Origin of the sequence: Streptomyces aurantiacus, from assembly GCF_027107535.1 — a bacterium.
Classification (GTDB): domain Bacteria; phylum Actinomycetota; class Actinomycetes; order Streptomycetales; family Streptomycetaceae; genus Streptomyces.
In genome coordinates, this window is record NZ_CP114283.1 from 4,039,431 (window position 1) to 4,064,919 (window position 25,489).

Annotated in this window: 26 protein-coding genes; 7 read left to right on the top strand and 19 right to left on the bottom strand. The window is 70.5% G+C overall.

Features of this window, described 5'->3' with window-relative positions; genetic code table 11:
- Positions 1 to 82: 82 nt before the first annotated feature.
- From O1Q96_RS19685 to O1Q96_RS19720, 8 genes are all read right to left on the bottom strand, one after another.
- On the bottom strand, positions 83 to 1,156 hold the full coding sequence (locus O1Q96_RS19685; RefSeq protein WP_269249450.1) for a glycoside hydrolase family 5 protein: 1,074 nt from the start codon (positions 1,154 to 1,156) through the stop codon (positions 83 to 85).
- Between the two features lie 449 nt (positions 1,157 to 1,605).
- Positions 1,606 to 2,076 (bottom strand): hypothetical protein, encoded by a 471-nt coding sequence (locus O1Q96_RS19690; protein WP_269249451.1) that lies wholly within the window; start codon positions 2,074 to 2,076, stop codon positions 1,606 to 1,608.
- Between the two features lie 83 nt (positions 2,077 to 2,159).
- Positions 2,160 to 2,441 carry a zinc-ribbon domain-containing protein gene (locus O1Q96_RS19695; RefSeq protein ID WP_269249452.1) on the bottom strand — a complete coding sequence of 94 codons (282 nt, stop codon included), beginning with the start codon at positions 2,439 to 2,441 and terminating at the stop codon, positions 2,160 to 2,162.
- Between the two features lie 191 nt (positions 2,442 to 2,632).
- Positions 2,633 to 3,532 carry an STM4011 family radical SAM protein gene (locus O1Q96_RS19700; protein WP_269249453.1) on the bottom strand — a complete coding sequence of 300 codons (900 nt, stop codon included), beginning with the start codon at positions 3,530 to 3,532 and terminating at the stop codon, positions 2,633 to 2,635.
- A 6-nt stretch (positions 3,533 to 3,538) separates the two neighbouring features.
- The gene (locus O1Q96_RS19705; RefSeq protein WP_269249454.1) at positions 3,539 to 4,894 is read right to left on the bottom strand and encodes an STM4012 family radical SAM protein; all 1,356 of its coding nucleotides are present in this window, start codon (positions 4,892 to 4,894) and stop codon (positions 3,539 to 3,541) included.
- Positions 4,891 to 5,697, bottom strand: a complete 807-nt coding sequence (locus O1Q96_RS19710) for an STM4013/SEN3800 family hydrolase (RefSeq protein ID WP_269253654.1) — start codon at positions 5,695 to 5,697, stop codon at positions 4,891 to 4,893. The genes O1Q96_RS19705 and O1Q96_RS19710 overlap by 4 nt, the downstream gene beginning before the upstream one ends.
- Positions 5,698 to 5,773: 76 nt before the next feature.
- Positions 5,774 to 6,961 (bottom strand): STM4014 family protein, encoded by a 1,188-nt coding sequence (locus O1Q96_RS19715; RefSeq protein ID WP_269249455.1) that lies wholly within the window; start codon positions 6,959 to 6,961, stop codon positions 5,774 to 5,776.
- A gap of 33 nt (positions 6,962 to 6,994) precedes the next feature.
- Positions 6,995 to 7,963: an STM4015 family protein gene (locus O1Q96_RS19720; protein ID WP_269249456.1), complete on the bottom strand. Its 969-nt coding sequence runs from the start codon at positions 7,961 to 7,963 to the stop codon at positions 6,995 to 6,997.
- Positions 7,964 to 8,241: 278 nt separating this feature from the next.
- Here O1Q96_RS19720 and O1Q96_RS19725 point away from each other — a divergent pair, with 278 nt between their 5' ends.
- Together O1Q96_RS19725 and O1Q96_RS19730 are read left to right on the top strand one after the other, a co-directional pair.
- Positions 8,242 to 8,568, top strand: a complete 327-nt coding sequence (locus O1Q96_RS19725) for a hypothetical protein (protein WP_217456673.1) — start codon at positions 8,242 to 8,244, stop codon at positions 8,566 to 8,568.
- A gap of 159 nt (positions 8,569 to 8,727) precedes the next feature.
- On the top strand, positions 8,728 to 9,753 hold the full coding sequence (locus O1Q96_RS19730) for a DUF6745 domain-containing protein (protein WP_269249457.1): 1,026 nt from the start codon (positions 8,728 to 8,730) through the stop codon (positions 9,751 to 9,753).
- A gap of 60 nt (positions 9,754 to 9,813) precedes the next feature.
- Here O1Q96_RS19730 and O1Q96_RS19735 read toward each other — a convergent pair whose 3' ends face one another.
- Together O1Q96_RS19735 and O1Q96_RS19740 are read right to left on the bottom strand one after the other, a co-directional pair.
- The gene (locus O1Q96_RS19735) at positions 9,814 to 10,743 is read right to left on the bottom strand and encodes an endonuclease/exonuclease/phosphatase family protein (RefSeq protein WP_269249458.1); all 930 of its coding nucleotides are present in this window, start codon (positions 10,741 to 10,743) and stop codon (positions 9,814 to 9,816) included.
- 457 nt (positions 10,744 to 11,200) lie between these two features.
- On the bottom strand, positions 11,201 to 11,641 hold the full coding sequence (locus tag O1Q96_RS19740; protein WP_269249459.1) for a hypothetical protein: 441 nt from the start codon (positions 11,639 to 11,641) through the stop codon (positions 11,201 to 11,203).
- A 348-nt stretch (positions 11,642 to 11,989) separates the two neighbouring features.
- On the opposite strand from O1Q96_RS19740, the gene O1Q96_RS19745 reads away from it, so the two are divergent.
- A complete protein-coding gene (locus O1Q96_RS19745) occupies positions 11,990 to 12,625 on the top strand; it encodes a maleylpyruvate isomerase family mycothiol-dependent enzyme (RefSeq protein ID WP_269249460.1) in 636 nt (211 codons plus the stop codon).
- Between the two features lie 316 nt (positions 12,626 to 12,941).
- Here the strand turns inward: O1Q96_RS19745 and O1Q96_RS19750 are convergent, their stop codons facing one another.
- The 3 genes from O1Q96_RS19750 to O1Q96_RS19760 all read right to left on the bottom strand — a co-directional run bounded on the left by O1Q96_RS19750 (position 12,942) and on the right by O1Q96_RS19760 (position 14,798).
- Positions 12,942 to 13,088, bottom strand: coding sequence for a hypothetical protein (locus tag O1Q96_RS19750; RefSeq protein ID WP_269249461.1), 147 nt, complete (start codon positions 13,086 to 13,088; stop codon positions 12,942 to 12,944).
- Positions 13,089 to 13,221: 133 nt separating this feature from the next.
- Positions 13,222 to 13,794, bottom strand: coding sequence for a hypothetical protein (locus tag O1Q96_RS19755; protein WP_269249462.1), 573 nt, complete (start codon positions 13,792 to 13,794; stop codon positions 13,222 to 13,224).
- Between the two features lie 431 nt (positions 13,795 to 14,225).
- On the bottom strand, positions 14,226 to 14,798 hold the full coding sequence (locus O1Q96_RS19760; protein WP_269249463.1) for a dihydrofolate reductase family protein: 573 nt from the start codon (positions 14,796 to 14,798) through the stop codon (positions 14,226 to 14,228).
- 268 nt (positions 14,799 to 15,066) lie between these two features.
- Between O1Q96_RS19760 and O1Q96_RS19765 the strand changes: the two genes are divergently transcribed.
- A complete protein-coding gene (locus O1Q96_RS19765) occupies positions 15,067 to 15,438 on the top strand; it encodes a RidA family protein (protein ID WP_269249464.1) in 372 nt (123 codons plus the stop codon).
- Between the two features lie 138 nt (positions 15,439 to 15,576).
- On the opposite strand, the gene ligA is transcribed toward O1Q96_RS19765, so the two are convergent.
- The 3 genes from ligA to O1Q96_RS19780 all read right to left on the bottom strand — a co-directional run bounded on the left by ligA (position 15,577) and on the right by O1Q96_RS19780 (position 19,211).
- Positions 15,577 to 17,685 carry an NAD-dependent DNA ligase LigA gene (ligA, locus tag O1Q96_RS19770; protein WP_269249465.1) on the bottom strand — a complete coding sequence of 703 codons (2,109 nt, stop codon included), beginning with the start codon at positions 17,683 to 17,685 and terminating at the stop codon, positions 15,577 to 15,579.
- Positions 17,686 to 17,860: 175 nt separating this feature from the next.
- On the bottom strand, positions 17,861 to 18,895 hold the full coding sequence (locus O1Q96_RS19775) for a zinc-dependent alcohol dehydrogenase (protein ID WP_269249466.1): 1,035 nt from the start codon (positions 18,893 to 18,895) through the stop codon (positions 17,861 to 17,863).
- A gap of 163 nt (positions 18,896 to 19,058) precedes the next feature.
- The gene (locus O1Q96_RS19780) at positions 19,059 to 19,211 is read right to left on the bottom strand and encodes a hypothetical protein (protein WP_269249467.1); all 153 of its coding nucleotides are present in this window, start codon (positions 19,209 to 19,211) and stop codon (positions 19,059 to 19,061) included.
- 49 nt (positions 19,212 to 19,260) lie between these two features.
- Between O1Q96_RS19780 and O1Q96_RS19785 the strand changes: the two genes are divergently transcribed.
- Complete coding sequence (locus tag O1Q96_RS19785; protein ID WP_269249468.1) at positions 19,261 to 20,973, top strand: IlvD/Edd family dehydratase; 1,713 nt, start codon at positions 19,261 to 19,263, stop codon at positions 20,971 to 20,973.
- A gap of 90 nt (positions 20,974 to 21,063) precedes the next feature.
- Here the strand turns inward: O1Q96_RS19785 and O1Q96_RS19790 are convergent, their stop codons facing one another.
- The gene (locus tag O1Q96_RS19790; protein ID WP_269249469.1) at positions 21,064 to 21,666 is read right to left on the bottom strand and encodes a helix-turn-helix domain-containing protein; all 603 of its coding nucleotides are present in this window, start codon (positions 21,664 to 21,666) and stop codon (positions 21,064 to 21,066) included.
- A 78-nt stretch (positions 21,667 to 21,744) separates the two neighbouring features.
- Between O1Q96_RS19790 and O1Q96_RS19795 the strand changes: the two genes are divergently transcribed.
- On the top strand, positions 21,745 to 22,569 hold the full coding sequence (locus tag O1Q96_RS19795) for an alpha/beta fold hydrolase (protein WP_269249470.1): 825 nt from the start codon (positions 21,745 to 21,747) through the stop codon (positions 22,567 to 22,569).
- 130 nt (positions 22,570 to 22,699) lie between these two features.
- Here O1Q96_RS19795 and O1Q96_RS19800 read toward each other — a convergent pair whose 3' ends face one another.
- The gene (locus O1Q96_RS19800; protein WP_269249471.1) at positions 22,700 to 23,599 is read right to left on the bottom strand and encodes a Vgb family protein; all 900 of its coding nucleotides are present in this window, start codon (positions 23,597 to 23,599) and stop codon (positions 22,700 to 22,702) included.
- Positions 23,600 to 23,750: 151 nt separating this feature from the next.
- Here O1Q96_RS19800 and O1Q96_RS19805 point away from each other — a divergent pair, with 151 nt between their 5' ends.
- The gene (locus tag O1Q96_RS19805; protein WP_269249472.1) at positions 23,751 to 24,308 is read left to right on the top strand and encodes a GNAT family N-acetyltransferase; all 558 of its coding nucleotides are present in this window, start codon (positions 23,751 to 23,753) and stop codon (positions 24,306 to 24,308) included.
- 207 nt (positions 24,309 to 24,515) lie between these two features.
- On the opposite strand, the gene O1Q96_RS19810 is transcribed toward O1Q96_RS19805, so the two are convergent.
- Complete coding sequence (locus O1Q96_RS19810) at positions 24,516 to 25,133, bottom strand: hypothetical protein (RefSeq protein WP_269249473.1); 618 nt, start codon at positions 25,131 to 25,133, stop codon at positions 24,516 to 24,518.
- Positions 25,134 to 25,489 lie beyond the last annotated feature (356 nt).

The window sequence follows — 25,489 nt, forward strand, 5'->3', positions numbered from 1 at the left end:
CGCCGGGAGGATGCGGCGGGAGGCCCCGCTCCCGGCACGAGGGGAGCGGGGCCTTTGGGTCCTGCGGGCGTCGAGGGTCCGGTCAGGGGCGGACGGGCTTGCCGCGTCCCCAGGCCCAGGCCAGGCGGTCGGCGCCGGACTGGTTGGTGGTCACCAGGCGGGGCCGGGCGGGGTCGCCGACCAGGGTCTGCAGCGAGTAGGTGTCGTCGGTGCGCAGACCGGGCCAGTAGACGGAGCCCATCTTGAGCTCACGGAAGGTGTCGGTGACCGCCTGCAGGTAGTTGATGAAGTTGTTGTCCGGGGTCGGCTTGTTGTAGTCGAAGCCGGTGGTCATGGGGGAGCCGAACTCGTCCGCGACGGTCCGGTTGGCGCAGTCACCGATGCGCACCTTGAGGTCGGCCACCCACTGGTCGTAGGTGGCGTACTCCTTCCAGAAGCCGTAGTGGTGCAGCGTCAGGTAGGTGCCCTTCAGGCGCGGGTCGGCGCAGACGGAGGTGACGTGGTCGTTGTAGCCGGCACCACTGACGAAGACGCGGTTGCGGGGGACGTGCCGGTAGGTGTTCAGCCACTTCGCGGCTATGTCCGCCCACTCGGTGTCGGTGTAGCCGTGCGGTTCGTTCATCGGCTCGAAGTAGACGCGCTTGTCGTTCTTGTAGGCCTTGACGACGGTGTTCCACATGGGCCAGTAGGTGGTGGTGTCGTCGATGAAGCCGTCCTTGCGCGGGCCGATGCCCTCCCAGTAGGACAGGATGACCTTGAAGCCCTTGTCCGACGCCGCGTCGATGACCCCGCGGTAGGACTTCCAGTAGGAGCCGTTGACGGTGTACGGGTTGATGGGCAGCCGGACGGTGTTGGCGCCGAGGTTCGCGCGGAAGCCGGAGATCACCCGGCTCGCCTTGGCGTAGGTCTTGGCGTAGCTGTCGGTGGTGGAGAGGCCGGAGAGCACGATCGGGTCGTCGGCGAAGTTGTCACGGGGGTCGGCCCAGTTCACGCCCTTGAACTGGTTCGTGTCCTTGGTGAGCCCGGTCGTGTCCTTGCCCGGCACAGCCTGGGCGGGGCCGGCGGCGGCGACGGTCGTGCCGCTGGTCGCGGCGATCGCCATGGCCACGAGTGTGGCGCGCAGTCGGCGGGAGAAGCGGGTGGGGGTTCTGCGCATCGTCTTGCCTTTCAGGAGAGGCGGCTCGGCACAGTGGTGGAGCCTGTGCGCTGCCGAGCAGCCGTCGAAAATGTGCCGGGCGGACGGGCGTCGTCGTCGGCTCGCCGTCGACAGGCCTCGTTGAGCTCCTCCCTGCATCACGATCCCTACGCGATGTTTACGTAAACATCGCCGTCCGCGAAGCTCCGGCTTCGATCATGGCCAGAGTTGGGTCGGCAGGCATGTTTACGTAAACATGGCGGCGCCGGAATCGTGGCACCCACCACAGTGATCGTCAAGGTTTCTCACGCGTAACATTCGTTGCCCAGCGGAACGGCAGTTGCCTGCGAACAAGTTCGAGCACCGCTGCGGACGGTGAGGGCTCGTCCCCCGCCCGCGGCGGACCGGCGGCCGAGGCTGCGTGCCGAGAAGGCAGGGCCCGCCGACGGCCCGTGCCCTCGGTCGGGCGTTCAGCGCAGCGGGCCCCGCTCGTCCACGCGCCGCGTCGGCACGCCCAGGAACACCCCGGGCGCCGCGGAGCCCCAAAGGATGTTGAACGTGTCCAGGCGGTAGGACCAGGACCCGTCGCAGCAGTCGGCGAACCGGAAGTTGATCTGCCACTGCAGCCACTGGCCGGGAGCCAGACGAACAGCCGGCGGGCGCCGGACTCGTCGGGGCATCCCGAACAGGCTGATCTCCGGCGGGTCCACGCGCAGCAGTCCGTCGGCCCGGCGGACGATGACGCCCGCCGCCGGCAGCTCCGCGACCTGCGTTCGGGGTGCGAAGGAGTCGGACTCCCCCATGGTGATCTCGTGGACTGCGGAGCCCAGCCCCGGAGGCAGCGGGAAGGCCGTCGGCGCGGCATTCCTCCGGGCGGCTTCAGGGCCGCCGCGCGACTTCTTCGTCCACGACGTGCGCACGCGCTGAACGACGGCATCCATGGGCTCGATCATCGGGCACGACAGTCCGTGGGGGCCATCGAGTTACGGCGCCCGGGGAACTCGCCGTGCCCCTCACGGCCCCGTCAGCCCTGGTACGGCTGCTGCTGGGGCTGTCCGTACGCCTGGCCGCTCGAGGCCTGCACCTGAAGCTGCTCCGCCTGCTCCTTGTCGATCTTGTGCTGCGCGCCGCAGAACGTGCACTGCGTCGCGTACTTCGTCGACACCGGGAACAACGGGATGAAGAACAGGGTGAACTTCGTGACGCGCTTGCTGAGGGTGTGCGCTGCGGGGTTGCCGCACTGACCGCACAGCAGTGTCAGTATCGCGAGCTGGTAGAGGTAGCCCTTGGTGCCAAAGATGATCATGTGGCCGGTTCCTTTCGAGGCGGACGGGGTCCGGCGGAGCGGTGTCGGTGAGCGGAGGGGGGCTCACGGATCACAGTCTCGTGCACGACGGTGCGCTCGGCCGACTCGCCTCCCATTGTCGCGGACAGCGGATCCCGCCTGCCGGGTCGCACGCGCCGCCCGGCGACGACGGTGCGACCCGGCCGTGACCGTCAGCCGGGACCCGTGACGGACGGGAGAGCCAGCAGGGGCAGTGCCGGGCGGCCGGGGAGTGTGCGCGGGACGCGTTCCAGTACGCCGCCCGCGAAGACGTCGTACAGCGGCAGGGTCTCCAGGTGGACGTATCCGATGTGGCAGTCGCACATCTCCCGGGGGCAGGCGCGCGGGCCGAGGGCGGCACGGTAGGAGCCGTCGTAGAGGTTGCCCATTTCGGTGCGGACGAAATGACAGCGGCGGACCGTGCCGTCACCGTCGACGGAGAGGACCGAATCGCCGGTCCGGCACGGCATGCCCGCCGAGCGGTGCGGGTGCCGGCTGAACGGGAAGAGGGGGTCCAGCGCGGTCCACTCGTCGGCCTGCGCGTCCGTGTAGGAGTGTCCCTCGGCGGCGTTCACCCACAGATAGACGTGCTGCGGCAGTCCGGCCCGCAGTCGTCGTGCGTGCTCCAGGTGGTCCGGCACGCCGACGATCCCGACGCTGAAACGGATGCCGAGACCGGCCAGATCGTGTGTCTTGGCGAGGAAGCGCTCGTAGGGCGTCTGTCCCGGGTGGTACGTGCACCACAGGGCGACGGTGTCGGGATTCGCGTCCCGCAGCCAGTCGGTGCGGCAGCTCAGATTGGTCTGGATGGCGACCCGCCGGACGTGCGGCCGGTGCGAGAGATCCACCAGTGCCTGCCGGTACCAGGAGCGCACCAGCCCTTCGCCCCAGGGCGTGAAGAGCACGGAGAGACGGTCGTCACCCTGCTCGTGTGCCCACGCGGTGAACCGCTCCAATGCCGCGCGGTCGGCGCGCAGTTGCGTCGTGGTGTCCCGCCGCTTCGCGAACGGGCAGTAGGGGCAGTCGTAGTCGCAGGAGGCGAGAGGGCCGCGGTACAGCAGCGTCAGGTCCACCGGCCCTCACTTCGTCTCGTAGGCGGCCATGGCGTCGCGCACGGCCGGTGAGAAGAACTCGGGGCCGATGGCGTCCGAGTGGGCGAGCCCCTCGGCGGAGAGCCGCAGCCGCTCCGGCACGGCGTCGTCGAGCCAGCCGCGGGCGGCGAGGGTGTCCAGTTCCGCCGCGAAGTCGCCGTACGCGTCCGAACCGAACCGGAGGCGGTAGTCGGCCAGGGGCAGACCCTGCGCCTGGAGCAGCGACTGCAGCAGATACCGACGGCGAGCCTCGTCCTCGTCGACCCACCTCCCGTGCAGGGCACGCGAGAAGTCCCCGGTGGCGGTGTAGGCGTCGATGATCCCGCGGATCTCCCGCATCGACACGGCGTAGTCGAAGGAGTAGTGCAGCCGGGAGGTGTACGAGCGGGCGCCGCAGCCCAGACCGATCATGCCGTCGGTCTGGCAGGCGTAGTCGTCCGGCCCCTGCGGTGGTGCGTCCGTCCGCCGGAACATGCGCATCGACACCTGCTCGTAGCCGTGCGAGAGGAGATGGTCGCGGCCCTCCCGGTAGCGGCGCAGGCGCTGCTCGTCCCATTGCAGGTCGGCCGCCCGGGGGTCAAGGTGGCGGCCCAGGCCGGTGAGGGGGCGTATGTAGAGGGGATAGAGGTAGATCTCCTCGGGGCGCCAGGACAGGGCCGCGTCGAGGGAGTACCGCCAACTGGCGGCCGTCTGGCCGTCGATGCCGTAGATCAGGTCGATGTTCAGGACGGGGACGGCGGCTTCGCGTATGCGGGCCAGGGCCGCCTCGACGTCGTCCCTGCGCTGCGGGCGTACGGCGGCGCGCGACTCCTCCTCGACGAAGCTCTGCACGCCGAGGCTGAGGCGCGTGGTGCCCCGCTCGGCCAGCACGGCCAGCCGGTCGGCCGTGGCCGTGGAGGGTGACGCCTCCACGGACAGCGGGACGGCCCGCAGGTCCACGCCCATCTCCTGTTCGGCGATGTCGCAGAGCCGCTCCAGCTCCGCGGCCTCCAGGTAGGTCGGAGTGCCGCCGCCGAAAGCGGCGTTGGCGAAACGCGGGGGCTCCTCGTCGCCCAGGGCCTCGCGGACGGCGGCGGCCTGGCGCTGCACCGCGTCCAGGTACCGGCTCGTCAGATCGTCCGGGGCGCCGATGCGGGTGAAGAGGTTGCAGAAGCCGCAGCGGATCTCGCAGAACGGGATGTGCAGGTACAGCGACAGCGACTGCCGTGACTCTCCGGCCCACAGGTCCGCGAGCCGGGGCTCCGGGTCGAGGGGCCGGTAGGCGGTCTTGTGCGGATAGGCGTACGTATAGCTCTGGTACGGGCGAGGCAGCGAGACGGAGGTGCCCGCGGAGGTGAGGGTCATGCGGGCGGCTCCAGGAAGAAGTGGCCGTAGGGAACGGTCCACACGGATTCATGGCCGAGGCGGTGACCGGTGTAACCGTCGTCCCCGTAGGCGGTGCCGTGGTCGGAGCAGACGATCGCGAAGCATCGGCGACGCGAACTCATCGCGCTGAACAGTCGCCCCACGTGACGGTCGATGTACTCCAGCGCCGCGGCGTGGGTGAGGCGGCTGTCTCCCGTCTCACGGGTCGCTCCGGGGAGGTGGAACCAGTTCGGCTGGTGCAGCGCGGAGGCGTTGAGGAAGAGGAACAGCCGCTGTTCCGGGGGAAGTTCCAAGACGGTCTTCTCGGCGCGTGCGACCTGCGCCTCGAAGGAGGTCGGTGAGGCCACGGAGAACTCCGGCTCCCAGTGGCTCTCCTGGAAGAATCCGGGCAGGACGCCGCCCAGAGCGCCCTGTTTGTTGAAGAAGCCGACACCGCCGATGCACACCGTGCGGTAGCCGCGCGCCGCCAGGGCGGACACGAGATCCGGGGTCTCGAAGACGAACGTGCCGTCCGCGGTGGACTCGCTGCCGGCGAACCGGGCCGCGAACAGCCGAGGATGCGGACCGGGCGCGTCGGGGGTCGGGAGGAAACCGGCGAACATCGCCTGGTGGGAGGCGTAGGTGAAGCTCCCGGGTGCGTGCCGCTTCTCCCAGGTGCCGCCCGGGAGGTGGGCGGCCAGGTGGGGCAGGCGGCCGGCGGCGGCGAGTTCCACCGCGACGTCGTATCGGAGCGTGTCCAGGGTGAGGAGCAGCAGGTCGTCCCGGCCCACCACCTCGTTCATGTCCGGGGCGTCGGGCGTGCGGGCCGTGGCGGTGGTGGTGTGAGGGCGGTCGGCCGGGGACGGTGCGGGGCCGGGGTCAGGCTGGGGCATGGGCTGTCCTTGGCAGGTCGTACGGTGACGCGGGCGGGCCGGACTGCCCGCCTGTCGCGGGTCGGTCGGGACGGGGGCCGCGGAGGAAGGCTCCGGCCGCGGCGATCTGTGCCGCGTACGTGTCCAGGCCCTCCGCCCCGCTGCCCGGCAGGCCGGTCAGACGGGGGAGCAGGTCGCCGAACGCGTTGACCTCGCCGACGGCGAAGCGGCGCCAGCCGATGGCGGGCAGCAGATCGACGCCGACGCACAGTGTGCCCGGGAAGCAGGCGGCGGCCCGCTCGCAGGTCTCCAGGGCCGCGGTCCACCGGTCGCCCGCGAGCGCCCGTACGGCCGCCAGATCGCCCCGCGTGCCGCCGAGATGGAGGTTGGTCAGCGGGGTGCGGCTGGTGCGGACCACGGCGTGCGTGGCGCGGCCGTCGACGACCACGATGCGCAGGTCGGCCGACCTGCCGCCGAGGGAGGCCTTCGGCAGCCACCGCTCGACATGCAGCCCGTCGGGCGCCAGGGCGTCGACGATCGAGGCGATCTCCCGCTCCGCCGTGTAGCGGCGCACCCGCAGCGAGTTGTGCAGGCGGCCGTCCTCGGCGCGCTCCACCGACGTCGTGGCGCGGATCCGGCCCGAGGCGGTGGCCTCGACGGCCAGGACACCGGAGGCGGACGAACCGTGGACGAGCTTGACGAAGACACGCCTCATGCCCGCCGCCTCCATGACGTCCCGCACGTCCGACCAGCCCCGGATCGGCGTGAGGCCACCGGAAGTGGGGGACGGCGGCACGGGCACCTCGGCGCGCGCGAGCCGGTCGTGGCAGAGCCGCTTGTCGAACATCACGGCCAGGTCCGCCGGGTCGTCGAGGCGCCGGCCGCCGCGCAGCGAGGCGACACAGTCGAGGAAGCGCGTGTACCAGTGTGCGGAACCCTCCACCCGCGTCGGATCGTCCATGCCCCGCAGCAGGGCGTCCACCTCGGCTTTCTCACCCGGGGAGTCGAGGCGGACGACCTCGTCGTCGGCGAAGTCGTGTCCGCCCTCGCGCAGTACGTCATGCCACTCGACGACCCGGGGCGTGCCGTGCCCGGCGGCTTCGGCGGCCGCGGTGAACAGGCCCGCCCTTCGGTTGTCCCCGTTGGCGACGACCACCCACTTCGGCGGTGCGTCCGCCGCTCCACTGCGGCCCATGCCGTTTCCCTCCCCTCGTCCGGACTTCGCGCGCTACTCGCCCACGGCGACGAAACGCCAGACCTCGCCGTCTCCGTCCTCGTCCGACTCGGCGTCGTCCTGGTCGGCGTCGACCTGCACACCCGCGGGCTCCAGGGTCTCCAGGAGCCGTGTGCGCAGCTCCGCACTGAGGTAGTTGTGGTGCAGGTCCAGCTTCTTGAGGTGGGTCAACGGCTGACCGGTCAGCAGTGCTGTCGCGCCGTCGTCGGTGAGCACTCCCATGGAGACGTCGAGCTCCTCCAGGCGTGCCACCACGGGCGCGGACGCGAGTGCGGTGCAGATGGCGTCCTGGATCTCGCTGTTGCACAGGGCGAGCCGGGTGAGGCGGGGCAGCCGGGTCCCCGCGAGGACGGGCTCGAGGTCGGCCACGTCGGCGTCGCCCCCGTACTCGGACGTACCCAGCCACAGATCGAGTTCGACGAGGGCGGGCAGGTCACTGGCGGCGACGCCGCGCACCGCCTCGGCGGGCATACCGCCGGTCTCGACGGTCAGCTTCCGCAGCCGCTCGTGACGGACGGCGGGGAACACCAACTGGTTGCCGCCGCGGACCCCGAACTCCTCGAGGCCGGGGAAGGCTTCGAGAACCGGGCCCATGTCGCCCTGGACGATCCAGGAGATCTCGCACTCCTCCATCACGATGTCGGCGAAGAACAGGCCGCGCAGCGCGGGCAGCCGGTCCCGGGCCGCCACCAGCGCCTTGATCAGTTCGTCGGGGGCCGTCTCGTACGCCTCGCTCCACGCGCCCACGATCAACGCGCGCACCCGCTCGGTGTCGACGGACTCCAGAAAACGCGCGAAGGCCTCCTCCCACTGCTCCTCGGCGTCGTAGGAGTCCACCCCGATGCGCCAGGCCACGGACTCGGGCGAGGGCAGCGAGGGCGCCTCGGGCGATGTGTCACCGACTCCCGGAAAGGTGAAGGCCGGCAGGCCGTGGAACTCCTCGAGGTGGCTACCGATGGTCATGCGCGCCCGCTCCTTCGTGCTGAGGTCGGTGGATCGGCGGTCGTGGCCCTGATCCCGGTACGCGCCGACCGCATCCAGGTAACGGAGTTCTACCAAGCTCCACTGACAGCGCTGTGGACAGGGGGCCCTCTCGTTGCCCAACCGCCCCGCCGCACAGGGCCGGGTCGACACGTCACGTACGGCGCCGGGCGGGGTGACCTGTGGGCGAGGGCGATTGTCAGTACCCGCCTCTACGGTCTTTCTCATGGCACACGGTGTGCCGCACCGGGAGGAGACCCATGTACCGGCAAGGAGACGTCCTGATCGTGGCGCTGGCCGAGAGCGCGGTGCCCGAGCACGCGGCCGGAGCGGTGTCCGAACCGCGCGACGGCCGCGGCAGACTCGTCCTGGCGCTGGGTGAAGTCACCGGCCATGCGCATGCTGTGGTCGGTCCGGGACGGCTGATCCGGGAGGCCGGGCTGTTCGGGCCGATGCTGCTGCATGTGCCCGACGGAGCCCGTGTCGTACACGAGGAGCACGCGGCGATCTCGCTCCCGAAAGGCTGGTACCGGGTGATTCGGCAACGGGAGTACGTGCCGGGTTCGGTGCGCATCGTCGCCGACTGACGAGGACGCAACCCCCGCCGCCCCGGCCGCACCACGGATGTGGGCCGACGCGGACACGGCACCAGGGCTCAGGGCCCCGGAGCGGACAGGCGAAGCGCAGGACCGGGCGACGGCACGCGGGTGCGGCCCGGCACAGGACTCGGGAGAGGAACGGCGTCGATGGACCAGGGCAGTTGGCGGACGGCGGCAGCGGCGACAGGACCGGGTGACCGGGCGGCGGCCGAGGAGGGCGTACGACTCGCCTACCGGCAGGCCGGACTGGCCGCACCCGGCCTCATCGTGTGGACGAGCTCGCCCCGCGAGGCGGTGCGGACACTCATGACGGCGGCGCGGTCGGCCGGTTCGGAGGCGGACCCGTTCGGTGCGAGCGTCCGCGACGCCGTGCTGAGCGCGCCCTGGGCCGCCGCGCGGGCACGGCTGCACGAGGAGCTGGGACCGACGGGATGGAGTGGCCACTGGCGCGCCACGGGAGCGGGCCTGTGGGAGTCGACCCGCACCCTGGTCGACCGGGTACGGGCGGGGATCGTCGACGAACTCGCCGACGACCGCCGGGAGGAGACCCAGGTCCGCCTGCTTCTCCTGGACGCGGCACTGGGCCAGCACGACGCGGCCTGGCTGTGCGCGTTCGACTCCGGGGACGACAGTCCCCTGGGGGGCCTGGCCGCGGTGGCACGTGAGGCGGGCTGGTGGTGGCCCTACGAAAAGGTGGCGATCGTCAGCGAACGCCCCCTGACCCTGCACCGTGACGAAGCCGGGCGGCTGGACCGCGGCGACGGCCCGGCGCTCGCCTACGGAGACGGGTTCGAGCTGTACGCCTGGCGGGGCATGCCCGTTCCGCGGGACTTCCTCGACGAACTGACCCATCTGACCCCGGAGCGGATCCGCGGCGAGGAGAACGCCGAACTGCGCCGGGTGATGCTGGAGCACTACGGCTACGACCGGTATCTGGACGAGTCCGGCGCAGTCCCTGTCCACCGCGACGAGACCGGGGTGCTGTGGCGGGTCGAACTCGTCGGCGACGAGGACGTGGTGATGGTCGAGGTCGTCAACTCCACACCGGAACCGGACGGTACGAGCCGCACCTACTGGCTGAGGGTGCCGCCGACGACCCGCACGGCCCGCGAGGGCGTGGCCTGGACGTTCGGCGTCGGGGCGGAGGCGTACGAGCTGTTGCGGCAGACCTAGAGGGCTCGGCCGGCCCGGCGGACGACCGTCGCTGCTGCCCTGGGCGTCACCGTCCTGGGCTCATCGTCCGCGATCTCTGCCGGAGGCGCGGTCGAGTCCGATGTCCACGGCGACCGGCAGATGGTCACTGCCGGTGGCGGGCAGGGTCCGGACGTTCGTGACGGTCCCGGAGCGGGCCATGACGTGGTCGATCCGGGACACGGGGAACGAGGCGGGCCAGCTGAAGGCGAAGGCCCGCCCTGTCGAGTCCATCCGGGAGGTGACCGGGTCCAGACCCCGGTCGTCCACCGTGCTGTTGAGATCGCCCAGCAGGATCACCCTGTCGAGCCTCTCGTCCGCGACGGCCGCCCCCAGCAGCCCGGCGCTCTCGTCGCGCCGACCGGAGTCGAGGCCCTTCCACCCGAGCCGGACCGAGGGAAGGTGGGCGACGTACACCGCGACGTCGCCCCATGGGGTTCGTGCGGTGGCCCGCACCCCGCGGCTCCAACTCTCGTCGATGCCCTCCGGTCTGATGTCCACCGGCCGCGCGGCCGACAGGGGATGCTTCGACCACAGCCCGACCGTCCCCGCGACCGCGCGGTAGGGGTGGGTGGTTGCCAGGGCCTTCTCGTAGGCCGGCAAGGCGGAAGGTGTCAGCTCCTCCAGCGCGACGAAATCCGGAGCACCCTCGAGCAGGGCGCCGGCGGTGCCCGCGGGGTCGGTGTTCTCGTCACTGACGTTGTGCTGGACCGCCGTGAGATCGTGTGCGCCCCGGCCCTCGGCCAGGAACCGTCCGCCGAACATGTGCGCCCACACAGCTGCGGGCAGCAGCAGGACCACCAGCGCGGTCACCGAGCGGCGCAGTAACGCCCATACGAGCAGCAGCGGCACGGCCAGGCCGAGCCAGGGCAGGAAGGTCTCCAGCAGGCTGCCCAAGCGGCCGACCGTGTTGGGCACCGCGGAGTGGAACGCCAGCAGAGCAGCGGTCAGGACGGCCGACGCCGCGAGCACCCGCCCACGGGACCAGTGCGAAGGGCCTCCCTTGTCCGGGCTCGGACGACGCCGGAGGAGGGGCCGCCACCGCCGGAGCGTCTCGGCCCTCGACCCCGTCGTCCCACTGCCGCTCACTCGCTCCACCACGCCCTGACCGTCGGTCCCGGATGCGTCCTCGCTCCAAGACCTGAGCGCACGACGTGCCCGTAACGACGCACAGCAGGGAGATCAGGTTCCGGACCGTGTGACCGTCGCCCCGATGCACAGGGTGGACGCCGGGTGCCCGTGAGCCCGCCGGCGACGAGTCGTCCGGGGGAAGCGGAGCGGTGGTGGCGCCAGGCACGACGCTCGGCACGCGGGTGTCCGTGGAACCGTGCCCCTCCGTACCCGGAAGAGAGTGCCCGCGCGCGAACAGGCCCGCCGGAGCCGAGGGCTCCGACGGGCCTGCGAGCAGGTGCCTTGACGGCGTCGTCTCTCAGAGACGGCCACCACTGAGGCGGGAGAGCGGACCGCGCTGCCGCAGACCGGCACGACGGCCCACCGTGTAGGAGCACACGACCACGGTGGCGGCCCCCGCGCCGGCGGCGGCTGCCACGACCTTCCTGGCCTTGAGCAGCGTCCAGGCCAGGCCGGCCTTCCCGACCGTCTGCTGGGCGGCCGTCGAGACGGTGCCCTGCACCACCTTGGCCGTTTCCCTGGCCTTCTGCGATGCGGCTCCGCTGAGGTTCACCAGGGCTTCCTTGCTGCCGCGGCCGACGGCCCCGGCAGTGTCCCCGGCGCTCTTCACCGCCTCGGTGGCAGCCTCCTGTGACTCCTTCGCCGGTGCCGTGGCACCTTCGGTCACGGTCTTCTTCGCCTCTCGCGCATGCGCGGTGGGCGACTGTCCGTTCGTCGTTTTATTGTTCGATCCAGCCATGGGGTCCGGGTATCCGCCTCCGCGGTCGGCAAACGGGCCATTGTTCTGAACGGGCTTGCGTCGGCTCCGGGCCGAACGGTTGTCCGTGTACCCGCTGGTGACGAGCCGTAGGCATGAAGCGGCGCGAACGGGAGCGCTGGCGACAGCGCGAACGGGAGAGCTTGCGACGGGTACAGCCCGCGAGCCGCGATGGCATGCCGTCCGTTCGGAAGTGGCGCGGGTCACAGTGGCTGGGTCGATCAGTTTGCCCGCGGACGTGGGTCGTTACAGCGTTACCGCCGCATTCGGATGGCGGCAGGACGGTGCGGCCTTTGCTTCGGTCCGCACGCCACGTGAGGAGAGTCGGGCATGGACCGTGAGCGAGTTCTTTCCTGGACGAGGGACGAGCGGCTGAGCATCGCCGACTTCCTCGAGGGTCTTGAGGACGACGACTGGAAGTCGGCCTCGCTCTGCGCCGGCTGGACGGTGCACGACGTGGCGGCCCATCTGACCCTGTCCACGCGCACCGGATGGCCGGACATGATCAAGGGCGTCGTCCGGGCACGCGGTAACTGGGACCGGATGGAGTTCGACCTCGCCCGGGAGCGGGCGGGCCGATTCGGCGCGGCGGAACTCATCGGGCAGATCCGTGAAACGGCCGGTTCGGACCGTCGTGCCCCCATGGCCGCGCCGTTGGATCCGCTCGTCGACTTCCTGGTCCACGGGCAGGACATCGCGCGTCCCCTCGGAAAAGAGCGCCCGATGCCCGAGGAACAGGTGGTCGCGGCGATCGGGCACGTGGTGGCGAGCCCGTTCTACGGGGCCCGTAAGCGGCTGCAGGGGGTTCGGCTGGTGGCGACGGACGCGGACTGGTCGGCGGGCAAGGGCCCGGACGAGGCCCGGGGCCCCGTGGGGGACCTGCTGCTCGTGACGACCGGGCGGCCGGCCGGGCTGAAGAGCGTGTCCGGGCCGGGCGCCGAGCGTCTCGCCGCGGTCCTGTCCTAGGTGATTCTGACCGCCCGTCACGGTGCGGTTCGAGGGCTGCCCGAGGCTGCTACACTTGATCTTGAGCGCACGGCCGGTCGGCTGAAGCGTCTCGCGTCGGTGGTCCAAGGAAAGACGCCCCGCTTCCTGCGGGGAAATGCAGGTGCAAGGCCTGCCCGGCGCTCCACAAAACCCCATCCGCATTCTGCGGATGGGGTTTTTGCGTGGGGAGAACCGTGTAAGAGATCGGCTCGGCGGCCCCCGGCTGCTCCGGTCGGAGCGACTACCGAGGGGCAGCCGGGTGGCTTCGGCGGCCGAGGGCGGGCCGCGGCCGGGGTCAGCGTCGTCCGCGCAGCTTTCCCAGGAGCCGCTGGGCCTGTGCGCGACGGCGCGGATCGGCGGAGGCGCGGCGCGCCTGTTCGACGGTGCGCCGGCCCTGCGGGCTCCTGGCGAACTGCTTGATCTTGTTCAAAATGCCAGCCATGGCTCTTCTCCTGTGGCGGGAGCGGTGATGCGGTCCGTGCACAGCTCCGTATACCCCGCTGCGGCGGGACGACAACGGCAATCGGCGTTCGTCCTTGCGTGAGGTCGTCCGGTCGCCTGCGCGGCACGCCTGGTCAAGGGGTGAAGGTGTCGGTGAGGTGGACGGTGTAGCCGTCGTCCTCCATCAGGAGGACGGTGACGCCGAAGGGCGAGGGGTGGTCGAGTTCCAGCGGGGTGAAGGAGTAGGTGAGGGCGGCCTGGATCGGCGGGGCGAGGTCGGCGTCCGGGTACGGCCCGAGAGCGGGGAGCCAGAGAAGCCCGGCCGGGGCCGGGCTGCCGAGCGAGGGATCCAGGGGCTGGTGCGTGTAGGGGAGCTGGTGCAGTACGTGGCCGTCCTTGGTGGCGTGTACCAGGTTCAGGCAGGGGGCCGGTCCTGTGGCCGGAAGCCGGCACGCGGTGGCGACCTCGTGGGTCTCCCAGGCGAGGACGACCTCGTCGGCGTCGGCGGCAGCGGCGACGTTGGAGAGCTCGACGATCCCGGTCATGGCGTCCTCACCGGGTTCTGTCGAGCGTAGCCAGACGAGTCCGACCAGTTCGCCGCGCACCAACGGCATGATGACCGGGCGGGGCACCGTCCCCTGGGCCAGATCCGCGGTGTACGCCTTCTTCATCGATGCGACCAGCGCGTCCCACGTCTGCGTGTCCACGGAGTTCCCCTCACCCACGGCCTGTTCACGAGCGACGCCGAGCCTGTCATGCGGCACCGTTCCGCGCCAGCGGCCTCGGGGCGAGGCCTGCGTGGAAGCTGCCTGTTCCGTCCGCCGTCGCCCGGCGGACTGAACAGGGTGAGAGGAACCGGCCTCGCACAGAGGAAAGCCCCGACTGGACGGGGGAGACCAGCCGGGGCCGTGTGTGGTGGACTGCGGAGGGGCGGTCGCCTCTCGGCGGAGGGCTCCATGGGGCTTCAGCCGAACGATCGTCCCCATGGGCTATGGGTGAGGCCCGGGGACACTGTCCCCTCCGCAGCCACATAAGGATGAACGGTCAACCAGCCCGGCTTGTTCCGCCCCGGGCGCCGCCCGACCTGTGAACTGGGGCACTCTCCCCGAGGCGGCCGTTCTGCGGGCTTGGAAAATCGTCAGCGGACGACGTCGAGCACGTTCATCTGCAGGCCGTTGGCGTACGCCTCGTGCTCGACGAGTTGCAGCTTCTGGGTGTCCTTGTCCGTGTCGCTGAACAGACGCTTGCCCGCGCCGAGCAGGAGCGGGAAGACGAGCAGGTGGTAACGGTCGATCAGACCGGCGTCCGAGAGGCTGCGGTTGAGGGTGGCGCTGCCGTGGATGATGATCGGGCCGCCCTCGGTCTCCTTGAGCGCGGCGACGTCGTCGAGCGAGCGCAGGATCGTGGTCCGGCCCCAGTTCGACACCAGGTCGTCGTCGGTGAGGGTGGTGGAGACGACGTACTTCGGCATCGCCTTGTAGTCGGAGAAGTCCTCCATGTCCGGCCAGACAGCACTGAACGCCTCGTAGCTGGTCCGGCCCAGCAGCATCGCGGTGGCTTCCTGCTGCTCCCGGCCCTTGATGGCGAACGCATCCGGGAGGAACTCCACGTCCTTGAAGGTCCACCCCGCGTTTCGGTAGCCGGCCTCGCCGCCCGGGGCTTCCACGACGCCGTCGAGCGAGACGAAGGCGGTGCTGATCAGGGTGCGCATCGAGGGTCTCCTAGGTGTTTCGTCATCTGCTTCTGAACAGGCCCGGTCGGGTCGACGTCGGCCGGTTCCGGGCCTGTAGTACGCCCACTCTCACCGACTGACTGCGAACTCCTACTGACTGACTGCGGATCTCGTAGAAACTCATCGATCATCGCCGCCTTTCCCTGAGGGCTCGACCGCCGGCCCGCAGGCCATGGTGCCCCCTGAGCACGGCCTGCGCCCACCGGGGACCCCAGCCGGTCGACCTGTCAGCCACTGTGCGGCCCGCATGAGTGCAGCGGAGCAGGTCGAGAGCTTTGAAGTGCTCTGGGAGAACAGCTACGGGTACGTGCAGGCGGTCAGTCGCGGCGACACCATCCATCGCTCCGGGCAGGTGGCACATGAGGGAACGGAGCTCGTGGCTCCCGCTCCGGTCGACGACGCCGGACTGGCCACGGACTTTGCCAACATGGGCGACCAACTGCGCCTGTGCTACGCCAATGCGCCAGAGCTGCCCAGGCGTTTCGGCGCATCGCTGGACGACGTCGTGAACACGTCGTCTACGTACGTGATGCCGGTGCCGGTGCCGGTGACGCCGCGGCAGGGCCGGTGCGCAAGGAAGCGAACGGTCGGTCGGACCCTCTGGTGGCGAGCACGATGATCGGCACCCCGCGGCTCGCCTTCCCCGAGCTGCTGGTCGAGGTCGAACTCATCGCCCGGGTGGGACGGGCCGACCGGCCGTCGGCCGTACGACAGTTGAGCCGCGGATCACGAGGTGTCCGCCGCGCGAGGACGCGGGCTATTCGAGATGGTCGCCGACCAGGGTGGCGAATTCGTCGGGGGTGGCCAGGCGAATGCCGAGGGACTCGGCCTTGGCGCGCTTGGATCCGGCGCCCTCTCCGGCAACCACCAGGGTGGTCTTCTTGGAGACGCTGGAGGAGGAGCGGCCGCCGGCGCGTTCGACGAGTTCGTTCATCTGGTTGCGGCTGAGCTTCTCCAGCGCCCCGGTCATCGCGCCGGTCACGACCACCGTCATGCCGGCCAGCGGCCCGCCTGGGGGTTCGGGGCCTTCCGAGGCCTGTGGCGTCTGCGCGTCGCCCGTGGCGTCATCGTCGGCCGTCGGACTCGGCGGAGTGGCACCGGGCTCTGTCATGTTCACCCCGGCGGCGACGAGTTTGTCGATGAGCGGGGCGAGTTCGGTGAGTTCGGCGACGATGGACGGGGCCTTCTCGGTGCCGATGCCCTCGACCTGCTGCATCGACGTGACGTCGGCTGCGCGGATGTGGTCCATCGTGGCGAAGTGACGGGCGATGCGGCGGGACATCGAGCGGCCCGTGCCCCGCACGCCCAGGGCGCACAGGACCCGCGACAGCGGTCTTCCCTTGGCGGTTCCGATCGCCGCGACGAGGTTGTCGGTGCTCGTCTCACCCATCCGTTCCAGACTCAGGAGCTGGTCGCGTGTGACGGTGAACAGATCCGCGAGATCCGTGACGAGTCCGGCTTCGACGAGTTGGATGATGCGGGTGTGGCCGAGCCCTTCGATGTCGAGCTGGTCGCGGCCGGCGGCGTAGGAGAGGGAAGCGACCAGATGGCAGTTGCGGCCGTTCTCGCAGCGCCAGCGCTGCTCACTGGAGTCGATGCCGGCACCGCACCGCGGGCACACTTCGGGGAAAACGATCAGTTGTTCGGAGCCGGTGCGCAGGTGGGCGACGGGTGCCTCGATACGGGGGATGACGTCACCGGCGCGGTGGACCATGACGTGGTCGCCCAGGCGCAGGTCGCGCCGGGTGATGTCGGCAGGGTTGTGGAGGGTGGCGTAGGTGATGGTGGCCCCGTCGATGACGACCGGTTCGAGCACGGCGCGGGGGGCGATGATGCCGGTGCGGCCGACGTTCCACTCCACCTCCAGCAGCCGGGTGATCTTCTCCACCGCCGGCAGCTTGTAGGCGATCGCCCATCGTGGAGCGCGCGTGCCGGATCCGGCGGCCTGCTGGTCGGCGGCCAGGTCCGCCTTGATGACGATCCCGTCGATGCCGAACGGCAGAGTCGCGCGCAACGCCGCGATCTCCTGCACCCGGGCCAGGACCTGCTCCGCGGAGTCCGCGGTGGTACTGGGAACGGCGGTGCCCGCGGTGGTGTTCACCCCGAGCTCGGCGGCACGGGCCATCAGCTCACTGTGGGGCAGCTCGCGCAGCCGCCCGGCGAGTTCGGTGTCCGTGTCGGCCAGAGGCAACAGGCCGTACCCGAAGAACGTCATCGGCACGGTGTAGGCGCGCTCCTTGGCTCTCAGAGTGCCCGCCGAGGCGCCGCGCGGATTCGCGAAGGGCTGTCCGCCGTGCGCGGTGCGCACTTCGTTGGCATGCTCGAACTGGGCTGTGGTCATCAGTACTTCACCGCGGACCTCCACCGTGACGGGCTCGGCCAGGACTTCGGGCAGGCCCTCGACGGTGCCGATCGCGTGCGAGACGTCCTCCCCGGCCGTCCCGTCCCCGCGGGTGATCAGACGGTCCAGGCGGCCGTGGGCGTAGCGGGCGGCGATCGCCAGGCCGTCGAGCTTCGGCTCGACACTGAACCGCTCCACGTCGTGGCCGATGCGCCGGGCCAGCGACGCCGTCCAGGCGGTGAACTCGTCGGGCGAGAACACGTTGTCCAGGCTGAGCATGGCCACCGTGTGCGGCACATCGCCTTCCACCGCACCACCGGCGACCTTGCCGCTCGGGGAGTCGGGCAGCACCTGGTCGGGATGCTCCGTCTCCCAGGTGGTGATGGCGCGCACCAGCCGGTCGTAGGTGTCGTCGTCCATGGGCGATGTGCCACCCGTGTAGTACGCGGCGGAGGCCTTCACCGCGTCTTCGACCGCCTGCGCGTAGGCGGCGGCATCCACGATCACTGCAGCTGGTGTGGTCATGGGGTCATCCTGCCTGCCACCACTGACAATGCACCCGGTCACGGGCCGAGGGCCCCGCGTCCGCCGCGTGTCGCCACTCCGGGCGATGTCGCCGACCGCTCCGACACCCGTGTTGTCCGTCAGACGGCGAGCGCGTCCGGCAGGTCGATGAGGGCGGCGAGGACGGCGAAATCGCTCATGCGGCCGTCGGCGCGGCACTTGACCGCGGGTCGACATGGATCTTGGGGCCGGGTCCCGCGGTCGCGGGGCGCTCTCCCGAAAGGACGGGGCCGACCTCGTCGAGACCCACGGTGGCGGCGACGAGCGGCCTGGGGTCGACATGGCCGTTCGCGTACGCACTGATGGTGGCGTCGAGGCCGGGGGAGGCGGACAGGACACCGACCGCGGTGACGTCCTTGAGGACGAGGGTGCGGGTGTCGACGCGGCTGGGTGCGGCGGCCAGCCCGATGCAGACGAGGCGACCGCCCGGCTCGACGAGTTCCAGTGCCCGCGCGGGCAGATGGACGGCGTTCGTGGCGTCCACGACCGCGTCGAAGGGGAGGCCCGGCAGGCAGTCCTCCGTCCACACGTGGTCGAAGCCCAGACCGCGGGCGAAGACGAGCGACTCGTCGGTGGTGCCCATGAGGTGCACTTCCTCCCCGGCGGCCCGCAGAAACAGCGCGACCAGCAGACCGATGGTCCCCGGCCCGAGGACCAGGGCGCGCTCCCCGGGTCGGGGCACGGCGGCCCGGGCGGCCCGCAGGGCGTTGCCGCCCGGTTCCACGAGCGCGCCCAGGACGGCGTCGACGGAGTCGGGCAGGGCGTGCAACGAGGAGGCTGGTACGGCCAGTTGCTCCGCCAAAGCCCCGGGCCGTGCGCCGCGGATGCCGACCTCACTCCGCTTCTCGCACACGTGCTGCCGGCCGCGCAGGCAGCGGCGGCAGTTGCCGCACCCGAGCATGGTGTCGCCCATGACGCGGCGCCCCAGCCAGTCGCGGTCGACGCCCTCGCCGACGGCTGTGACGCGGCCGGCCCACTCGTGGCCCGGCCGTACGGGGTAGGAGGAGTGGCCTTGGTGGAGGTAGGTCATCTCTCCGGTGAAGAACTCCATGTCGGTGCCGCACACCCCGGCCCGTTCGACGTCGACGACGACCTCCCCGTGCCGGGCCACCGGCGCGGGTACCTCCCGGACTTCGTACTCGCCGGGCGCGGTCAGTACGAAGGCACGCATGTGCCGACCGCGCACCGGGGAACCAGGACGTGCCGACGCCGTGTACCGAGCTGCCCGATGCCCAGTTCCATGACGTCTCCGGGCTGGAGACGGGGGGGCGGCGTGAAGGCCGCGCCGCCGCCGGGCGGGGTGCCTGTGTCGACGTGGTCGCCGAGGTCGTCGTTCACTCGGCCACGACGGGGCGGCCGCGGTCGATGCCACCGGTACCGGAGAACGTCGCGTCGAAGTCCGTGACGACGTCGGAGAAGTCGACGTGGGCGAGGTCGTCGATGCGAACGACACGCTTCTCGGACCGGTCCGTCTGCGTATGCTTCATGGCGTTCCAGACTCTAGACCGTCGTACCGACTGTTGGAAGAGGTTCCAGGTGGAGCTCCGGAGCGACCAGTGGTACGCAGGTCAGGACCGCAACGCCTACATTCACCGGGCCTGGATGCGCAGAGGTGTTCCGGGGGACGCCTTCACCGGCCGGCCGCAGATCGCCGTCGCCAACACCGCCTCGGACCTGACCCCTTGCAACGCGCACCTGAACGAGGTCGCGGCCTCGGTGCGCAACGGTGTGTACGAGGCGGGCGGCATCCCGTTGGACCTGCCTGTCGTGTCGCTCGGTGAGACACAGGTGCGGCCCACCGCGATGCTGTGGCGCAACATGGCCGCGATGGCCACCGAGGAGATGCTGCGCGCCAACCCCATCGACGGTGTCGTCCTGCTCGGCGGCTGCGACAAGACGATCCCCTCGCTGCTCATGGCCGCCGCCTCGGTGGACCTCCCCGCGGTCGTGGTTCCGGGCGGGCCGATGCTCAACGGCAGCTTCCGCGGCGGTCTGCTGGGCTGTGGCACCGGGGTGTGGCAGTTGTCGGAGGAGGTCCGTGCGGGCACGCTCTCGCAGGAGCAGTTCGTACGTTCCGAGTCGTCGATGATCCGCAGCCGCGGGCACTGCAACACCATGGGCACCGCCTCGACGATGGCGCTGGTGGCCGAGGCGCTGGGCACGGTCGTCCCCGGCGTGGCCGGCACGCCCGCCCCCGACAGTCGACTGCTGGAGGCCGCGCACCACACCGGCCGGCTGGCGGTGGACATGGTGGGTGCGGACCGGCGACCCGCGACGTTCCTGACCAAGGCGTCCTTCCGCAACGCGATCGTCGTGCTGGCCGCCATCGGCGGTTCGACCAACGCGGTCGTCCACCTCCTGGCGATCGCGGGACGGCTGGGCATCGACCTGTCGCTCGACGACTTCGACCGCATCGGCTCCCGCGTGCCGGTCCTGGTCGACCTCCAGCCTGCCGGCCGTTTCCTCATGGAGGACTTCCACCGTGCCGGGGGCCTGCGCGCCGTCCTGCGCGAGGTGTGCGACCTGCTCGACCCGGACGCGCTGACCGTCACCGGAAAGCCTCTGGTGGAGGGCCTCGACGACGCCCCGATCTGGGACGGCGAGGTCATCCGCACCCGCGCCGAGCCGCTGGTCGCCGAGGGAGGCATCGCCGTCCTGCGCGGCAACCTCGCTCCCGACGGAGCCCTCATCAAGCCGGCCGCCGCCTCCCCGCGCCTGCTGCGCCATCGCGGCCGGGCGGTCGTCTTCGACAGCGTCGAGGACTTTCACGCCCGCATCGACGACCCCGACCTCGACGTGGACGCCGACTCCGTCCTCGTCCTGCGGGGCTGCGGTCCCAAGGGCTACCCGGGCATGCCCGAGGTGTCGAACATGCCTCTGCCGAAGAAGCTCCTCGAACAGGGAGTCCGTGACATGGTCCGGGTCTGCGACGGCCGGATGAGCGGCACCGCCTACGGCACCGTCGTCCTGCACGTGGCCCCGGAAGCCGCGGCAGGCGGGCCCCTCGCCCTCGTGCGTACCGGGGACTTCATCGCTCTCGACGTCGCGGCCCGCCGAATCGAGGTCGACGTACCGGCCGACGAACTCGCCCGCAGGACGCCCACCGAGGCCACCGTCGCCGGGTTCGCGAGGCCCCGCCGTGGCTGGGAACGCCTCTACGTCGACCACGTCCTCCAGGCCGACACCGGAGCCGACCTCGACTTCCTCATCGGCTCCAGCGGTTCCGAGGTGAGCCGTGAGTCGCACTGACGGGCTTCTCCGAACGCTACGGCGACGTCGCCTCCGGGTCGTTCACGGTTTTCTGAACCGATCCGTACGTGCCGTTGCCCCAACCGGCGTTCAGGTGTCGTCCCTCAGCCGGTCGCGCTGGATGCGGTGAGCGAGCGTGCGGCGCACGGAGGGCGACCCCGTGGTGGTGGTCTTCGTGGGGACGTCGAGTCCGCGGCTGATCTCGTCGTAGGCGTCCCGGTAGCTGTGCGGCATCCGTGCCTCGTGCCGTCTCAGGTCCTCTTCGACGAGGCGCCGCAGTTCGTCGATGGCCTGGGGGGTGAAGTGTTTCCTTCCCCGGGCCAGGGCGTGGACGTGACGGGTGCAGCGGGCGGTCTCCCCACAGGTTTCGGAGATCTCCTCGGCGAGGCCCCATAGCCGTCCTTCGAGCCAGGGAACATCGTGCTGGTCGAGGGAGAGCCGGGTCGGTGGCAGCGGCTCGCCCGACCTGTACTTCGTCACCTGCTTGGACACGGCGGGCTGACTCATGTCGGTGAGGCGGGCGATCCTGTCCTGGGTCCAGCCGAAGTCGGCGAACAGCTTGATCATTTCGGTGCGCAGCCGTCGCATCTCCTCGCCCGCGCGGATGACCTCGTTCATGTCGGCGAGCATCCGCTCAGCCTGTTCGTCGGTGAGCGTGTCGGGGGTAGGCCGCGCCCTTTCCGTCTCTGCCATGGCTCGGTTATATACCAGGGCCCCCAGCCGGTCATAACCGGGTTGTATAGCCTGGTTATGGCTGACAGGATGCCGCCCATGCCCACCTTCCACGCCCCTGACGGAACCAGGCTCGCCTACCGCGTGACCGGGGACGGTCATCCGCTCGTCTGCGTCCCGGGCGGCCCCGCGGACTCGCTCTACCTCGGTGACCTCGGCGGACTGTCCTCGCACCGGCAGCTGATCGTTCTGGACCTCCGCGGCACCGGGCGGTCCGCGTTTCCCGACGACACCTCCTCCTACCGCTGCGACCGCATGGTCGACGACATCGAGGCGCTGCGCGAACACCTCGGGCTTCCCTGGCTGGACCTGCTCGGTCATTCCGCGGGCACGAACATCGTGACGCAGTACGTATCGAGGTATCCGAAGCGCGTCGGCAAGGTCGCGCTGATCGGCCCCGGTGCGAGAGCGGTGGGCGTCGAAGTCACCGCGCGGACGCGTCGCGACCTCGCGCGGCGGCGGAAGGGCGAACCGTGGTTCCCGGAGGCGTTCGCCGCGCTGGAGGCGATCACCGCGGGCACGGGCAGCGACTGGGAAGCCATCGCCCCCTTCTACTACGGTCGTTGGGACGCAGCGGCCCGACAGCACCATCGGGCAGGGCGGCCCGCCAACCCGGAAGCCGTCGCGCTCTTCGGGGCCGAGGGAGCCTTCAGCCCGGAGGCAACTCGTGCGGCGCTCCGCGACTGCGAGGCACCTGTGCTGCTGCTCACCGGCGAGTTCGACGTCAACAGTCCTCCCGAGTCGGCGGCCGAGTTCGCGGAGCTGTTCCCCGACGCCACGCTCGTGGTGCAGCAGGGAGCGGGCCACTACCCCTGGCTCGACGACGCCGAACGGTTCGTGGCGGTCACCTCGGCCTTCCTGTGACCTCCGCACGCCCCACCGCCGGGACAGCCGCCGCGCCCGGACCGGAACGGGGCGTGCCCGCGTCGCCGTCCGGGACGCCCCCCTCGACGGCGACGCCGGAGCCGCCGTGGGCCTGCGGGGAACTGCTGGTTCACTCAGTCGTGAGGCGGGCGAGCGCACCGGTTTCGAGGGCGACCCACACTGCGCCGTCGGGCCCCTGAGCGATGCCGTGGGGCTCCGAGGACGGACTGGGGAGGTCGTACTCGTCGACGTGGCCGTCAGCGGTGATCCGGCCGATGCGGTTGGCTCCCCACTCGGTGAACCAGCAGCTGCCGTCGGCGCCGGCGATGATGGCGTGCGGGCGTGAAGCATGGTCGGGCAGGGCGAATTCGTCGATCTGCCCCTCCGTCGTGATCCGCCCGATCCGCCCGGCGCCGATCTCCACGAACCACAGGGCGCCGTCGGTACCGGCGGTGATGCCGACCGGAGCGCTGTCGGGTGTGGGCAGCGGGTGGACGACGACGTCTCCCGTGGGCCCCACGGCGCCTATCGCGTTCCCCTGGTTCATGGTGAACCACATACGGCCGTCGGCTCCGGCGGCGATGGCGGACGGGAAGGCGGCCGAGAGCGGGACGGGGAACTCGGTGAGGTGTCCCTCGGTGGTGATGCGGCCGATGCGGTCGGCGTTGGCCTCGGTGAACCACAACGCGCCGTCCGGGCCCGCGGCGATCCCGAACGGCCCGGCGTCCGGCGTCGGCAACCGGAATGAGGTGATGTCCCCGGCGGTGGTGATGCGGCTGACGAGGTGCCCGCGGAACTCGGTGAACCACAGTGCGTCGTCAGGACCCGTGGTGATGAGTGAGGGTCCGCCGGACGCCGGTTCCAGTTGGTGGGTGGTGGTGCCGCCGTCGAGTGTGAAGCGGCCGATCTGCCCGTGGTGAACCAGGGTGAACCACAACGCGCCGTCCGGCCCGCCGGTGATGCCGTAGGGCCCGGCCTCCCCGTCGGCGACGGAGAACTCCGAGATCGAAACGGTAGGACGATGTGGCATCGGTGGCTTCCTCGGTCGGTCGGACACTGGGTGCTCGATTGTCGTGCATGGGGGTGTCCGCGGGGACACAGGGGACCCATGCACGCGGAGGACGAGAGGGCCCGACCGGCTGGTGCGAAACAACCTTGGAGACCGCGTGATCAAATGAGGGGTGGGATCGTACTGGAGCGGTGAACGCATACGCCTGCGTGGTGTTGAGCCTGACGACTGGACCTTGCTCATGCGCTTCGCCGCGGACGAGGAGCGGTTGGGGGACCTGTTGCAGCCGCCACGTTCCGCTGAAAGCCATCGGGCCCGGGCGAGGGAGCAGTCGGTCGCCACGTCCGACGGTGACTGCTTCACCCTGGCGATCGAGACCGTCGACTCGGGTGAGATGGTCGGCGTCGTCGCTTCGCACCAGGCCGACACATGTGCGGGGTGGTTCGAGTACGGCATCACGATGGGCGCGGACCATCGGCGCAAGGGGTATGCGACAGAGGCCGCTGTGATGCTGCTGCGCTTCATGTTCGCCGAGCGGCGTTTCCACAAGTGCGAAGCGCGCGTCTTCGCGCACAACGAGGCGTCCCTGGCACTGCAACGCCGACTCGGTTTCACCGAGGAGGGGCGCCTTCGTGACCATGTGTTCTTCGACGGACGGCACCACGACCTGATCCTGATGGGCATGCTCGCGGACGAGTTCGCCCGACTGCACCCGCCGAGTGGACAGTGAGCCCTACGGGATCGGCATGGTCGGTCCCTGTGTTGACCGGCGAGGAAGGGGCCGTGTGCGGATGCGTCCGGCCCGCTCCTTCGCGGCGTTGGTCTGCGTCGGCAGGCTGAGATCCTGCCTGCGGGCGCCCCGGCACACACAACGGTGTGTGTGAACGGAACTCCGGCAGGTTTCGGCACCTCGGGGCAGTGGCGCCGACGCAGGTGATCAGTCGGTCGTCGCGGCGGACTGGGGCGCGGCGGCGGGCTCGGTGGTGGCGGTGTAGAAGACCGAGCTGCCCTGCTTGTTGCGGTGCGCGCTGCTCCTGGCCACCAGGTTCTCAAGGGTGGTGCGCACTACGGTCGTCTTGATGTTGCGGTCGGGGTGGGCCTCGGAGAGCACAGTGGTGATTTCGGCGGCCGAGCGCGGCTCGCTCTGCTTTTCCAGGTGTCCGCGGATGAGGTCCACAAGGCTGGGCTGGGCAGCCGACTTGGGTGCCTTCGCGGCGGGCTTCTTGGCCGTGGTCTTCTTGTCCGCGGCCTTCTTCACGCCCGTGGCAGCCGCCTTCTTCGGCTTGGCCTGCCTGGTCTGCTTCGTCGGGGCGGAAGCCTGGTTCGGGACGGAGGGCGAGGCCGGGGTGGCCTCGGCGGAGCGCGGGCCGCCCAGAGCCTCCTGCATGTGCACCAGGACCGTGTGGTCGTGCTGCAGGGCCAGCAACTGCTCCTTCAGGGTCGAGATGTCTCCGGCGATACGGTCCTGCTCCTTGGTGTTGCGCTCGAGGTCGCTCGTCACCTGCGCGATGTACTGCGAGGTGAGTTCTGTGGTGGAGGTCTGGTTCTCAGCCATGACTGGGGGCCTTTCTCGGTGCGCCGGCACGGGGTGCAAACAGCGGGGCGTGTGCGTGCGCGAGCGGGGATCGGTGTGAGGTCCGGCAGGACGAGTCCGTCCCTGGGACACAACTGCGTGCTTTGCGCCAGTGTAGAGATAGTACGCACGAGTGGAATGGCCTGTTCCTTGTGTGTGTCTTGTTGACTGCGATTGCCGTGTCCTGATGCCTGACCCGTCCCCGAACTCTTGCTGATGCAACCTTGCCTGTGCGATGACGTGTGGAAGGGATGGAGAGCCGGCGCAGAGGGCGACGGCCGGCGCCCTCCGCGTCAGGCACCGCTCGGCCGGGAACCCGGAGCGGCACCCCGTACGAG